Genomic DNA, 13,256 nt, shown 5'->3' with positions numbered 1-13,256 from the left:
GGTCGTAGGCAGTACACCCGCACGTTTTGTGCGGCCCCAGCCTCCGACCGGGGGTTAGCTGTACGGGCTCATATGTCCCAAATCAGCTTGTGCTGCCTTTATTTACTTGCGTGGGCTAGCAGCCCAGGATTTCCCGAGTGGGAAATTAGCCCTGGCGCTGCTTGTGGCGCGGGTTCTCGCAGATCACCATGACCCGGCCATTACGGCGGATCACTTTGCACTTTTCGCAGATCTGCTTGACGCTCGGCTTGACCTTCATGGCGTTCCTTTGCGTGTTGCAGTTGGTCAGCTGAACCGGCCTCGAGCTGTTGCTCCGGCCGGCCAGTGTTTACTTGTAGCGGTAGACGATACGACCACGTGTCAGGTCGTACGGGCTCAGCTCCACCACTACCCGGTCCTCAGGGAGAATCCTGATGTAGTGCTGGCGCATCTTTCCTGAGATGTGTGCCAGAACGACGTGCTTGTTGGTGAGCTCAACGCGAAACATCGCGTTAGGCAGCGCCTCAGTCACAACGCCCTCGATCTCAATGACCCCGTCCTTCTTGGCCATACCCTCCGCTAACTGTTGTTTGCCGCAGCCTCCAGTTTGCACCGAAAATCACCGCGAACGTTTTTTGATTGATTGGCTGATGCCTCCCGGCCACAAATGGGCACAACAGGGCAGACAACCAACAGATAACATTACGCCATTGCGGCCGGAATGTTAAATCCAGCAAGCGTAGCGTACTCAGCCTCCGTATGCACCAAATTCGCCCGCCGGCGTGCTCACGGACTCCGCGGAGGCGATCCCGTCGAGGATGGCCAGCCGCACGACGTCGGCTGCCGCACTCTGCAGGGTAATGAGACTTACCTGCCGGGCCGTTTCGCTGCTGCGGTCCAGTTCCAGCGCGCCGGTGGCGAGGCAGAACACCGTGTCCCCGTCGGCCAGGGTGTGGCTGGGATTCAGCGCGCGGGCCAGCCCGGCGTGGGCGGCCGACGCGGTGCGCTTGCATTCGGCCTTGTCCAGGACAGCGTTCGTTGCGACGACGACGAGGGTCGTGTTCAGGGCGGGCGGCGGATCCGAAACCCTCTCCCGCTCGTCCTCGACGGCATCGAAACCCCTGTACGGCAAGCCCAGCGCGTTGACCACCGCCAAGGCCCCCACCACGACGCCGTTGTCCAGGGTGATCGAGGCTGTCCCTACTCCGCCCTTGTATTTGCCGCGGCCGATTGCTGCTCCGAGTCCGGCTCCGACGTTGCCGCGTTCGACGTCGTCGGTGATGGGGCGGGCGGCGGCGTCCGCGGTGGCCGCGTAGCCCATGGCCGCGTCCGGGCGGGCGGCGAAGTCCCCGCCGCGGCCGAGGTCAAAGATCGCCGCGGCAGGCACGATCGGCACCACTCCCCCGGTCACGGCGAAGCCGCGGCCGTTTTCCTCGCACCAGAGCTGCGCGCCGAGGGCAGCCGCGAGACCAAACGCGCTGCCCCCGGTGAGCACGACGGCGTCGACGGTTCGGGACAGGGTGGTGGGGTCGAGGGCGTCGGTTTCGTGCGTCCCGGGGCCGCCGCCCCGGACATCGACGGAGCCCACGGTCCCGGCCGGAGGCAGCACCACCGTCACTCCGCTCAGCCACCCCTCACCAGTCCTGCCGGCATGGCCGACCCTCATTCCCGGCACGTCAGTAATCGCAGTCATGGTCCCATTGTGCGCTCCGGCGCCCGGCACCGCCTCCACTCCATCGTTTTGACGAACCGCCAGAAAATGTCTGTATTCCGGACAACGCATATGGGAGACTGCTCCCACACTGCGTTAACAGGCAACGAAGCCTTGGACAACAAAGATCTCCCGGGGTCTTGTGCGGGGTATTGCCCACAAACCATGTGGTGAAGTGATAGCAAGGGATCCCCGCTCACCCGTCTGCCACGGCAGGCACGGACCCGTAAGAGACCTGAATGACCCGACAAATGACCGATCGGCCGCCCCGCGCCTCCGTTGAGGCCCAACCGGCCAAGGCACCGCGCGCCCGCTGGTCCGCCAGAACCCGGCGGGACTTCTTTGTCTTCCTGGCGCTGGCCCTGCCCAACCTGATCCTGATAGCGGTGTTCACGTACCTCCCGCTCTTCAACAACATCTACTACTCCACCCTGGACTGGACCCTGGGCTCAGCCTCGGCCACGGTGGTGGGCTTGGACAACTACGTCACCTTCTTCACCAGTTCGGACGCCACCAAGGTCCTGGGCACCACCGCGATGTTTACGCTGGTCACTGTCGGCGGTTCCATGCTGCTGGGCCTGCTGGTGGCCCTCGCGCTGAACTCCAAGATCCGCGGTACAACGTTCGCGCGCTCAGCCGTCTTCGCCCCCTACGTGCTCAGCGGCGTCGGCGTCGGGCTCGTCTGGCTGTTTATTTTCGATCCGGGCTATGGCGTGCTGTCCTGGCTGCTGCGCGGCATCGGCCAGCAGAGTCCGCAGTGGATCAATGATCCGCAGCTGTCCCTGGTCATGGTCATGATCGTCTACATCTGGAAGAACCTGGGCTACTGCGCCGTCGTCTATCTGGCCGGGCTGCAGTCGCTCCCGCAGGACGTCATGGAAGCCGCGTCGCTGGATGGCGCCAACGGCTTCCGCCGCTTCCTGAACATGTCCCTGCCGCTGCTCTCCCCCACCACCTTCTTCCTGCTCATCACCACGATGCTCAGCTCGCTGCAGGCCTTCGACCTGATCCGGATCATGACCCCGCTGGGCAACGGCACGAGCACGCTGATCTACGAGGCCTATCTGCAGGCCTTCGGTGCGTTCAACCGGGCCGGCTACTCGGCCGCAATCTCCGTGATCCTGTTCGGCATCCTGCTCATCATCACCGTGCTGCAGCTGCGGTTCGTCGAACGGAAGGTGCACTACTCGTGAGCACACTGTCGCCCGTCAGCCCCGACCCGGCGGACAACGCCGGCCCTGCTTCCGGTCCGGATGCCCGCCCCGAGATTCCGCTGCAGCGGCACCGGCCGTTCTCCCGCGCAAACCTGGTCCAGACGGTGGTCGGCGGCTACCTTCCGCTGATCCTGGCCGCCCTCGTCGTCTTCCTGCCCCTGCTGTGGATGGTGCTGAGCTCGTTCAAGCTGCCCGGCGAGATCATTACGATGGACCTGAAGATCCTGCCGCAAAGCCTGAACTTCGAGAACTACAACATCGCCATGACGACGGTGCCGTTCGCCCAGTTCTTCGTGAACAGCCTGATCGTCACCGGGGTGGGCGCCACCATCAAGGTCCTGCTGGCCATCCTGACCGCCTACGCCCTGGTGTTTGTCCGGTTCCCCTACAAAAACGTGATCTTCGTGCTGATCCTCGTGGCCCTGATGGTCCCGCCGCAGGTGTCCATCCTGCCCAACTACATCCTGATCGCGGGTATGGGCGGAAAGAACACCCTGTGGGGCATCATCCTGCCGGGCCTTGGCACCGCGTTCGGCACCTTCCTGCTGCGCCAGCATTTCATGACCCTTCCCGCTTCCATCCTGGAATCCGCCGAGATCGACGGCGCCGGTCACTGGCGCCGCCTCTGGCAGATCGTGGCGCCAGTCTCCGGGCCGTCCATCGCCACCGTCGCGCTCGTCGTCGTCGTCAGCGAATGGAATGACTACATCTGGCCGCTCATCATCACCGACCGCCCCGAAACGATGACGCTGCCGGTTGGCCTGACACTGCTGCAGAACTCCGAGGGCAACGGCTCCGGCTGGGGCATCCTGATGGCCGGTGCCGTGCTGGTGATCGTGCCGATCCTGCTGGTCTTCGCCGCCCTGCAGCGGTACATCGTGGCCGGCCTGACCCAGGGCAGCGTCACCGGGTGACGCCGCCACCGCAATTTCCCCCCGTCCCACATTCATCACCAATCAACGAGTCAGCATCATCGAGAGGATCCACCATGGCATTGAATCTTGACCGCCGGCATTTCCTGGGACTGGCAGGCGCCGGAGCCGGTGCCGCCGCTCTGGCCGCCTGCGGGGGCCCGTCCACCGGAGGCACCACTCCCGCCACCAGTGCCGCCGACATCGATTTCAGCGGCGTCAAGCCCGCAGCATCGTTCGATTTCTGGTCCAACCACCCGGGCAAGTCCCAGGACGTGGAGAAGGCCATTATCGAGAAGTTCCAGGCCAAGTTCCCGGACATCAAGGTCAACCTGGTCACCGCCGGAGCGAACTACGAGGAAATCGCGCAGAAGTTCCAGACCTCGCAGGCCGCGAAGTCCGGGCTTCCCGGCGTCGTGGTCCTCTCGGACGTCTGGTGGTTCCGGTACTACTCCAACGGCAACATCATCGCCCTCGACAGCCTGATCAAGCAGCTGGACATCAAGGCGGATGACTTCCAGAAGTCCCTGATCGCCGACTACCAGTACGAGGACAAGCAGTGGGCGCTCCCCTACGGCCGCTCCACGCCGCTCTTTTACTACAACAAGGACCACTTCAAGGCCGCCGGGCTGCCCGACCGCGCCCCCAAGACGTGGCAGGAGTTTGCCGAGTGGGCGCCCAAGCTGAAGGCCAGCTCCGGCGCCCAGTACGCTTACATCTACCCGGCCCTGGCCGGCTATGCCGGCTGGACGCTGCAAAACAACCTGTGGGGCTGGGGCGGCAGCTGGTCCAACGAGTGGACCATCAACTGCGACTCCGCCGAGTCGGTCGCGGCGCTGCAGTGGGCGCAGGACTCCATCTTCAAGGACAAGTGGGCCGGGGTCTCGTCCAAGGAAGCTGCCGACGACTTCGCCGCCGGCATCACCTCCTCAACGATCTCCTCCACCGGTTCACTGCTGGGCGTGCTGAAGTCCGCGACGTTCAATGTGGGCGTCGGCTACCTGCCGGGCGGTCCCAAGAACGAGAGCCCGGTGTGCCCCACCGGCGGCGCGGGCCTGGGCATTCCCAGCGGGGTCAGCAAGGAGGTCCAGCTCGCGGCCGCCACCTTCCTGAAGTTCATGACCGAGCCGGAAAACACCGCACAGTTCTCCGCCGCGACCGGCTACATGCCCACCCGCACGTCGGCTGACATGACCGCAGTGCTCGCGGCCACCCCGCAGATCAAGACCGCCATGGACCAGCTCGCCGTGACCCGCGTCCAGGACAACGCCCGGGTGTTCCTGCCCGGCGCGGACCAGGAGATGGCCAAGGCCGCCGCGGCCATCCTCACCCAGCAGGGCGACGTTAAGGCCACCATGACGGCGCTCAAGGCCACCCTGGAGGGCATCTACACCAAGGACGTGAAGCCGAAGCTCAAGAGCTGACGCGGCGCGGGCTGTTCTCCGACACGACGAAGCCCTGGCGATGCTGGTATTCCGGCATCGCCAGGGCTTCGTCGTGTCATGAGCCGCGGTGCGCGTCGCTGGAGAGGACCCGGGGCGCGGCGGCGTCGTCGTCGGGGTGCGTCGCCAACCAGGGAACGCGTCGCCAGTGCCGAGGCGCGTCGTAGGAATGTATGCGCGTCGCCGCGGCCGACGGACAGGGAATCGAGACGACGACGACACCGGAAGGGACCAGTTCCGCTGCGCCAAACGTCCTCCGACGCGGCGAATCCCTGGCGATGCTGGTATTCAGGCGTCGTCAGGGCTTCGCCGCGTCGCGAGCCACGATGCGCGTCGTCAGCGTCGGTGCGCGTCACCGGCGACGATGCGCGTCACCGGCGACGGTGCGCGTCGCCGGCGACGATGCGCGTCACCGGCGACGGTGCGCATCACGGGCGTCCCCAGCCGGGTGACCGCGCCGCGCATTCGGTTTGCGGCCCGGGTCAGGGAATCGGGACGGGCACGACGCCGAGCGGGGCCAGTTTCGCGGCTCCGCCGTCGCGCGCGGAGAGGACCCAGATGCCCTTCTCGTGGACCGCGACGGAGTGCTCCCACTGGCAGGACCGCTTGCCGTCGGTCGTCACGACCGTCCAGTCGTCGTCGAGCACGGCGGTTTCGATGCTTCCGCGCACCAGCATCGGCTCGATGGCCAGGCACAGCCCCGGGCGGAGCTTGGGCCCGCGGTGGTTGGTGCGGTAGTTCGGCACGTCCGGGGCCATGTGCATCTCGGAGCCGATTCCGTGGCCCACGTAGTCCTCGAGGATGCCGAGGGTCTTGCCGGGCACGGAGGAGACGTAGTCGTCCACGGCGTTGCCGATGTCGCCGACGAACTTGCCGGTCGCCACGGCGGCGATCCCGTGCCACATGGCAGCCTCGGTGACGTCGGAGAGCCGCTGGTCCTCGGGGTCGACGGTGCCAACGATCACGGTGCGGGCGGAGTCGGAGTGCCAGCCGTCCAGGATCGCGCCGCCGTCGATCGAGAGGATGTCCCCGTCCTGCAGGACGCGGTCGCCGGGGATACCGTGCACCACTTCCTCGTTCACCGAGGTGCAGATCGTGGCGGGGAAGCCGTGGTAGCCGAGGAAGTTGGAAGTGGCCCCGGCGTCCTTGAGGACCGCGGCGAACACGGCGTCGAGGTCCTTGGTGGTTTTCCCCGGGGCGGCCGCGGCCACAGCGGCGTCGAGGGCGCGGCTGAGCACGACCCCGGCCGCCTGCATGGAACGCATCTGGGCGTTGGTCTTGTATTCGATGCGTGGCTGGCCGAATGCCATCCGCAACTTCCTTTCATTGGGGCTGCGCCGCCCGGGAGGGACGGCCAAATGCCTGAGGCCCCTCCCGATGTCCCGGGAGGGGCCTCAAAGTCTGTCGCCGATCAGGCCGACTGGGCCTCTTTGATCGCCTGCATGACGCGGTCGGTGACCTCGTCGATGCCGCCGATGCCGTCGACGCGGGTCAGGATGCCGCGGTCGGCATACTTGGCGACAACCGCCTCCGTCTGGCCGTGGTACAGGTCCAGGCGGTGCCGGATGACGGCTTCGTTGTCGTCCGTGCGTCCGGTTTCCAGCGCGCGGCCCAGCAGGCGGGTGACGAGTTCCTCGTCGTCGGCCGTGAGCTGCAGGACGACGTCGAGCTTCTGGTCGCCGTCGGCCAGGATCCCGTCGAGGTAGTCCACCTGCGCGGTGGTGCGCGGGTAGCCGTCCAGGAGGAAGCCGTTCTCGACGTCGTCCTCGCTGAGGCGGTCGCGGACCATCTTGTTGGTCACGCTGTCCGGGACGAAGTCGCCCGCGTCCATGTACTTCTTGGCCTCAATGCCAAGCGGGGTCTCACCCTTGACGTTGGCGCGGAAGATATCCCCGGTGGAGATCGCAATGACGCCGAGGCGCTCTGAAATGCGCTCCGCCTGCGTTCCCTTGCCGGATCCGGGAGGTCCGATAATCAACATTCTCGTCATCGCAAAAGCCCTTCGTAGTGACGCTGCTGTAGCTGCGCATCAATTTGCTTGACGGTCTCCAAACCGACGCCGACCATGATCAGGATCGAGGTGCCACCGAACGGGAAGTTCTGGTTGGCGTTGATCAGGACCAGGGCGACCAGCGGGATTAGTGCCACAAAGCCCAGGTACAAGGCACCGGGGAGGGTGATCCTGGAGAGCACATACTGCAGGTAGTCCGCGGTCGGCTTGCCGGCACGGATACCCGGAATGAAGCCGCCGTACTTCTTCATGTTGTCAGAAACTTCTTCAGGGTTGAAAGTGATCGCAACATAGAAGTAAGTGAAGAACACAATCATGGCGAAGTAGAGCGCCATGTAGATGGGGTGGTCGCCGCGGGTCAGGTTGTTGTTGATCCACTCAACCCAGGGAGCAAGCGGCTCGCCCGGAGCCGGCTGGTTGAACTGCGAGATCAGGCCCGGCAGGTACAGCATCGAGGACGCGAAGATGACAGGCACGACGCCGGCCATGTTCACCTTGATGGGGATGTACGTGCTGGTGCCGCCCACGGTGCGGCGGCCGATCATCCGCTTGGCGTACTGCACCGGGATGCGGCGCTGGGACTGCTCCACGAAGACCACCGCGGCGACGGTCAGCAGACCGATCACCAGGACCATAAAGAACGTGCCCGGGCCCTGCGAGGTCCAGATGGCACCCAGCGAGCCGGGGAAGCTCGAGACGATGGAGGTGAAGATGAGCAGGGACATGCCGTTGCCAACACCCTTTTCGGTGACGAGTTCACCCATCCACATGATCAGGCCGGTACCGGCCGTCAGCGTGATGATGAGGAGGATCGTGGTGACGATGCTGTCGTCCGGGATGATCGGCAGCTGGCAGTTCGGCAGCAGCTGGCCGGAACGGGCCAGCGAGACCAGCGTCGTCGCGTTGAGCAGGCCCAGCGCGATTGTGAGGTAGCGCGTGTACTGGGTCAGCTTCGACTGTCCCGCGGCGCCTTCCTCATAGAGCTCCTGGAAACGGGGAATGACCACCCGGAGCAGCTGGACGATGATGCTCGCCGTGATGTAAGGCATGATGCCCAGGGCGAAGACGGACACCTGCAGCAATGCACCGCCGCTGAACAGGTTCACGAGCTGGTAGATGCCGCCCGAGGTCTGACCGGTCTGCAAGCATTGCTGGACATTCTGGTAGTTCACACCAGGCGAGGGGATGAAGGCACCCAAGCGGAAGATTGTGATGATTCCCAGCGTGAACAACAACTTGCGTCGCAGATCAGGCGTGCGAAAGGCCCGGCCAAATGCGCTAAGCAAGCGTCCTCCTGAGTATTAAGTAAAGTCGTGTGAGATAGGTCAAATAAACCCAACAACCGAGTCTAACGGGTGGACGCGCCCTGCGAACAATCGCAGGGCCGGGAAAATTGAAAAAACTCCCGGCACCAGGGCGTGAGCCCCGGTACCGGGAGTTTCCACAACGAAGCATCTGCCCCGCCGCCTCGTTAGAGGGCGGTGGTGCTTCCGCCTGCTGCAGCAATCTTTTCTGCGGCGCTGGCCGAGAATGCGTGGACGGTGACGTCAACCTTGACGGTGATTTCGCCGGTGCCAAGCACCTTGACGGGCTGGTTCTTGCGAACGGCACCCTTTTCGACCAGGTTCTCCACGGTGACTGCGCCACCTTCCGGGAACAGCTCGTTGAGCTTGTCCAGGTTTACAACCTGGTACTCAACCCGGAACGGGTTCTTGAAGCCGCGCAGCTTCGGCAGGCGCATGTGCAGCGGCAGCTGGCCGCCGGCAAAGCCAGCCTTGATCTGGTAGCGGGCCTTCGTGCCCTTGGTACCGCGACCTGCGGTCTTACCCTTGGAACCTTCACCACGACCAACTCGGGTCTTGGCGGTTTTGGCACCCGGGGCGGGACGCAGGTGGTGAACCTTCAGTGCGTTCTGCTTCTCAGCAGCGGCGCCCTGTGCCTTTTCGGCGGTGTTCTTCTCTGCCATTACTTCGCCTCCTCTACCTTTACCAGGTGCGGAACCGTGTTGAGCATTCCGACGGTCACGGCGTCGGCGGTGCGGACAACGGTGTGTCCGATCCGCTTCAGGCCGAGGGACCGCAGGGTGTCGCGCTGGTTCTGCTTGCCGCCAATGGCGGACTTGATCTGAGTGATCTCCAACTGTGCGTCGGAGACAAGCACGTTCTTAGCCATGACTCAGACACCTGCCTTCTGGTTCAGGAGCGCCTTCACCATTGCCGGCGGAGCGATCTCGTCGAGCGGGAGGCCGCGGCGTGCTGCCACTGCTGCCGGCTCTTCGAGGCGCTTCAGCGCGTCAACGGTCGCGTGAACGATGTTGATGGCGTTGGAAGATCCGAGCGACTTGGAGAGGATGTCGTGGATGCCCACGCACTCCAGTACTGCACGGACCGGACCGCCGGCGATAACACCGGTACCCGCGGATGCCGGACGGAGCATGACGACGCCTGCGGCGGCCTCACCCTGGACGCGGTGCGGGATGGTGCTGCCGATGCGGGGAACGCGGAAGAAGGACTTCTTGGCTTCTTCGACGCCCTTCGCGATGGCGGCGGGAACTTCCTTGGCCTTGCCGTAGCCGACGCCGACCATACCGTTGCCGTCACCGACGACGACGAGGGCGGTGAAGCTGAAGCGACGACCACCCTTGACGACCTTGGAAACACGGTTGATGGTTACGACGCGCTCTACGAACTGGCTCTTTTCGGCTTCGCGGCCACCGTCGCGGCCACCACGGCCACCACGGTCTCCGCGGCCCTGGCCCTGGCCGCGGTCGCCACGCTCGCCACGACGAGCAGCGCCACCACGGGCGCCGTCGGTGGTAGCAGGCGCAGCGGTCTCAGTTGCCGGAGCAGCTACAGCTTCAGTCACCTGAATGTCCTTTTCGTTATTTTCGGTCACAGTGACAGCCCACCTTCACGTGCGCCGTCAGCGACGGCGGCGATCCGGCCGTGGTACTTGTTACCACCGCGGTCGAAGACAACTGCTTCGATACCGGCAGCCTTGGCGCGCTCGGCGACGAGCTCGCCAACGCGCTTGGCCTTGGCAGTCTTGTCACCTTCGAATGCACGAAGGTCGGCTTCCAAAGTGGAGGCGCTCGCTACGGTCAGGCCCTTGGTGTCATCGACAACCTGGACGAATACGTGGCGTGCGGAACGGTTGACGACCAGACGAGGACGTACAGCCGTTCCGGAGATGCGCTTGCGGATACGAAGCTGGCGACGGCTGCGCTGGGCAGACTTGCTCTTGTTCGTACGCTTCTTGTTAATTGCGATCGCCATGGTTACTTACCAGCCTTTCCGACCTTGCGGCGGATGACTTCGCCTGCGTAACGGATGCCCTTGCCCTTGTAGGGGTCCGGCTTCCGCAGCTTGCGAATGTTGGCAGCAACCTCGCCGACCTGCTGCTTGGAGATGCCTGAAACAGAGAGCTTGGTCGGGGTCTCTACTGCAAAGGTGATGCCGTTCGGTGCCGTGATGTTAACCGGGTGGCTGTAGCCCAGAGCGAACTCCAGGTCAGACCCCTTTGCCTGAACGCGGTAACCGGTACCGACGATCTCAAGCTTCTTCTCGTAGCCTGCGGTGACACCCTGGATCATGTTGGCGATCAGGGTGCGGGTCAGGCCGTGCAGCGAACGTGAGGCGCGCTCGTCGTTCGGGCGGGCGACAGTCAGGGTGCCATCTTCCAGGGAAACCTCGATCGGGCTGGGCACAGTGTGGCTCAGCTCGCCTTTGGATCCCTTGACGTTGACGACAGAGCCGTCAACCTTGACCTCAACGCCGGCAGGAACGGTGATGGGGAGACGTCCAATACGTGACATTATTCTCTTCCTTTCCCGTTACCAGACGTAAGCGAGGACTTCGCCGCCCACGCCCTTCTTGCCGGCCTGCTTGTCAGTCAAGAGGCCGGAAGAGGTGGACAGGATTGCGACACCCAGGCCACCGAGCACGTGCGGCAGGTTGGTGGACTTTGCGTAAACGCGCAGTCCCGGCTTGGAAATACGACGAACGCCAGCGATTGAACGCTCGCGGTTCGGACCGAACTTGAGCTCGAGGGTCAGCTTCTTGCCAACCTCAGCGTCTTCTTCTTTCCAGGAGGCGATGTAACCTTCGGCCTTCAGGATGTCGGCAACGCGTGCCTTGAGCTTGCTGTACGGCATGGACACGGAATCGTGGTATGCCGAGTTTGCGTTGCGCAGACGCGTAAGCATGTCTGCGACGGGATCTGTCATTGTCATGGTGGGCTCTTGCCCTTCCTCATAACGGTTTCCACCGTGCAGTGTCCCGAATGAATTCGGACCCTGCGCGGACGGACCTTTTACGTAGCTAGATTAATCTTCGGTCTTGAACGGGAAGCCAAGCGCCTTGAGCAGCGCGCGGCCTTCGTCGTCGGTCTTGGCAGTGGTCACGACGGTGATGTCCATGCCGCGAACGCGGTCAATGGAATCCTGGTCGATCTCGTGGAACATAACCTGCTCGGTCAGACCGAAGGTGTAGTTGCCGTTGCCGTCGAACTGCTTGCCGCTGAGGCCCCGGAAGTCACGGATACGCGGCAGAGCCAGCGTGACCAGACGGTCCAGGAATTCCCACATGCGGTCCCCACGCAGAGTTGCGTGTGCACCGATCGGCATGCCTTCGCGCAGCTTGAACTGTGCGATCGACTTGCGGGCTTTGGTTACCTGCGGCTTCTGGCCGGTGATCAGGGTCAGATCGCGGACAGCGCCGTCGATCAGCTTGGAGTCCTTGGCGGCATCTCCAACACCCATGTTCACAACGACCTTGACCAGACGGGGAACCTGGTTGACGTTCTCGTACTTGAATTCCTCAACGAGCGAGCTCTTGATGGAATCCGCGTACTTGGTTTTCAGACGAGGAACGATCTTGCTTGCCGGAGTCTCGAGAGTCTCAGTCATTAGATGTCCTTCCCTGAGCTCTTGGCCACGCGGACACGCACTTCGCGCTTCACGCCATCGCGCTCAACGGTCTCGGTGCGGAAACCGACGCGGGTGGGCTTCTTGGTGGACGGATCAACCAGAGCCACGTTGGAGATGTGGATCGTAGCCTCGACGACTTCGATGCCACCGGTCTTGGTGCCGCGCTGCGACTGACCGACCTTGGTGTGCTTGGTTACGCGGTTGATGCCCTCAACCAGCACGCGGTTGGAGTCGGGGAAAACGCGCAGAACCTTGCCCTGCTTGCCCTTGTCGCCGCCGCGCTCAGCCTTGGCGCCAGTGATGACCTGAACCAGGTCACCCTTTTTGATCTTAGCCATGGACTAAAGCACCTCCGGAGCCAGAGAAACGATCTTCATGAACTTCTTATCGCGAAGTTCACGACCAACCGGTCCGAAGATACGGGTACCGCGGGGGTCACCGTCGTTCTTCAGGATCACAGCTGCGTTCTCGTCAAACTTGATATAGGAACCATCCGCACGGCGGCGTTCCTTCTTGGTACGGACGATGACAGCCTTGACGACGTCGCCCTTCTTTACGTTGCCGCCCGGAATTGCGTCCTTGACGGTAGCGACGATTACGTCGCCAATGCCTGCGTAGCGACGGCCAGATCCACCGAGAACGCGAATGGTAAGGATTTCCTTAGCACCCGTGTTGTCGGCGACCTTGAGTCGCGACTCCTGCTGAATCACTATTTACTCCTTGCGTCGCGCTGGTTCTCAGACCGAAAATCTTCCTACGGAATGAGCCTTGCGGAACGGTTGATCGGGGTGTCTCTTGACCTGCCTGGATTTTGCCAGACCAGGCCTAAACTCCCGTGCCAAAAACATTTGCTTCCCAGGCGGATTCCGACGAGTCGGGGCGCAAGGGGGCACTATGCCGTGGCACGCTTGTTTACGAGGATGATGACAGCGCACAGATAGCGCCATACAAACTCAAAATCTTAGCACGTTTGCGCCCACACTCAGAATCAGCCCTTACCACAGACGACGGCGTTCCGCACGGCAGGCTGTAGGCCCGCCGCCGGCAGTTCACCTGGGTAC

The 13,256-nt window shown here is 63.4% G+C and carries 18 protein-coding genes; 3 read left to right on the top strand and 15 right to left on the bottom strand.

Annotated elements, in window-relative coordinates; all coding sequences use genetic code 11:
• Positions 1-145: 145 nt before the first annotated feature.
• The 3 genes from rpmJ to AC50X9_RS09870 form a co-directional block, all read right to left on the bottom strand.
• Complete coding sequence (rpmJ, locus tag AC50X9_RS09880) at positions 146-259, bottom strand: 50S ribosomal protein L36 (RefSeq protein ID WP_009358722.1); 114 nt, start codon at positions 257-259, stop codon at positions 146-148.
• 69 nt (positions 260-328) lie between these two features.
• Positions 329-550: a translation initiation factor IF-1 gene (gene infA / locus AC50X9_RS09875; RefSeq protein ID WP_011775571.1), complete on the bottom strand. Its 222-nt coding sequence runs from the start codon at positions 548-550 to the stop codon at positions 329-331.
• Between the two features lie 177 nt (positions 551-727).
• The gene (locus tag AC50X9_RS09870) at positions 728-1,672 is read right to left on the bottom strand and encodes a P1 family peptidase (RefSeq protein WP_494892971.1); all 945 of its coding nucleotides are present in this window, start codon (positions 1,670-1,672) and stop codon (positions 728-730) included.
• A gap of 257 nt (positions 1,673-1,929) precedes the next feature.
• Between AC50X9_RS09870 and AC50X9_RS09865 the strand changes: the two genes are divergently transcribed.
• The 3 genes from AC50X9_RS09865 (at position 1,930) to AC50X9_RS09855 (ending at position 5,239) form a co-directional block, all read left to right on the top strand.
• Positions 1,930-2,883 carry a carbohydrate ABC transporter permease gene (locus AC50X9_RS09865; RefSeq protein ID WP_494892969.1) on the top strand — a complete coding sequence of 318 codons (954 nt, stop codon included), beginning with the start codon at positions 1,930-1,932 and terminating at the stop codon, positions 2,881-2,883.
• Positions 2,884-2,963: 80 nt separating this feature from the next.
• Positions 2,964-3,818 (top strand): carbohydrate ABC transporter permease, encoded by an 855-nt coding sequence (locus AC50X9_RS09860; RefSeq protein WP_494893168.1) that lies wholly within the window; start codon positions 2,964-2,966, stop codon positions 3,816-3,818.
• Between the two features lie 74 nt (positions 3,819-3,892).
• Positions 3,893-5,239 (top strand): ABC transporter substrate-binding protein, encoded by a 1,347-nt coding sequence (locus AC50X9_RS09855; protein WP_494892967.1) that lies wholly within the window; start codon positions 3,893-3,895, stop codon positions 5,237-5,239.
• A gap of 500 nt (positions 5,240-5,739) precedes the next feature.
• Here the strand turns inward: AC50X9_RS09855 and map are convergent, their stop codons facing one another.
• The 12 genes from map to rplN all read right to left on the bottom strand — a co-directional run bounded on the left by map (position 5,740) and on the right by rplN (position 12,905).
• The gene (gene map, locus AC50X9_RS09850; RefSeq protein ID WP_494892965.1) at positions 5,740-6,567 is read right to left on the bottom strand and encodes a type I methionyl aminopeptidase; all 828 of its coding nucleotides are present in this window, start codon (positions 6,565-6,567) and stop codon (positions 5,740-5,742) included.
• 101 nt (positions 6,568-6,668) lie between these two features.
• Positions 6,669-7,238 (bottom strand): adenylate kinase, encoded by a 570-nt coding sequence (locus tag AC50X9_RS09845; protein WP_494892963.1) that lies wholly within the window; start codon positions 7,236-7,238, stop codon positions 6,669-6,671.
• 5 nt (positions 7,239-7,243) lie between these two features.
• Entirely contained in the window at positions 7,244-8,554 is a 1,311-nt protein-coding gene (gene secY / locus AC50X9_RS09840) for a preprotein translocase subunit SecY (RefSeq protein ID WP_494892961.1), read from the bottom strand.
• A gap of 185 nt (positions 8,555-8,739) precedes the next feature.
• On the bottom strand, positions 8,740-9,234 hold the full coding sequence (gene rplO / locus AC50X9_RS09835; RefSeq protein ID WP_494892959.1) for a 50S ribosomal protein L15: 495 nt from the start codon (positions 9,232-9,234) through the stop codon (positions 8,740-8,742).
• Entirely contained in the window at positions 9,234-9,440 is a 207-nt protein-coding gene (gene rpmD, locus AC50X9_RS09830; protein WP_160664304.1) for a 50S ribosomal protein L30, read from the bottom strand. Before rpmD ends, rplO begins: the two co-directional genes overlap by 1 nt.
• A gap of 3 nt (positions 9,441-9,443) precedes the next feature.
• On the bottom strand, positions 9,444-10,133 hold the full coding sequence (rpsE, locus tag AC50X9_RS09825) for a 30S ribosomal protein S5 (RefSeq protein ID WP_282379797.1): 690 nt from the start codon (positions 10,131-10,133) through the stop codon (positions 9,444-9,446).
• Positions 10,134-10,159: 26 nt separating this feature from the next.
• Complete coding sequence (gene rplR, locus AC50X9_RS09820; protein WP_069949291.1) at positions 10,160-10,543, bottom strand: 50S ribosomal protein L18; 384 nt, start codon at positions 10,541-10,543, stop codon at positions 10,160-10,162.
• Between the two features lie 2 nt (positions 10,544-10,545).
• Positions 10,546-11,082, bottom strand: a complete 537-nt coding sequence (gene rplF, locus AC50X9_RS09815) for a 50S ribosomal protein L6 (protein ID WP_494892956.1) — start codon at positions 11,080-11,082, stop codon at positions 10,546-10,548.
• Between the two features lie 18 nt (positions 11,083-11,100).
• The gene (gene rpsH, locus AC50X9_RS09810; protein WP_056425243.1) at positions 11,101-11,499 is read right to left on the bottom strand and encodes a 30S ribosomal protein S8; all 399 of its coding nucleotides are present in this window, start codon (positions 11,497-11,499) and stop codon (positions 11,101-11,103) included.
• A 93-nt stretch (positions 11,500-11,592) separates the two neighbouring features.
• Positions 11,593-12,174: a 50S ribosomal protein L5 gene (gene rplE, locus AC50X9_RS09805; protein ID WP_056425240.1), complete on the bottom strand. Its 582-nt coding sequence runs from the start codon at positions 12,172-12,174 to the stop codon at positions 11,593-11,595.
• Positions 12,174-12,533, bottom strand: coding sequence for a 50S ribosomal protein L24 (gene rplX / locus AC50X9_RS09800; RefSeq protein ID WP_494892954.1), 360 nt, complete (start codon positions 12,531-12,533; stop codon positions 12,174-12,176). The genes rplE and rplX overlap by 1 nt, the downstream gene beginning before the upstream one ends.
• Positions 12,534-12,536: 3 nt before the next feature.
• Positions 12,537-12,905 (bottom strand): 50S ribosomal protein L14, encoded by a 369-nt coding sequence (rplN, locus tag AC50X9_RS09795; protein ID WP_003803789.1) that lies wholly within the window; start codon positions 12,903-12,905, stop codon positions 12,537-12,539.
• Between the last annotated feature and the right edge of the window lie 351 nt (positions 12,906-13,256).

The sequence above is a fragment of the Pseudarthrobacter sp. HLT1-3 genome, assembly GCF_059383535.1.
Note: the sequence above shows the minus strand (reverse complement) of the source record. Positions and strands in the feature narration are given on the sequence as shown.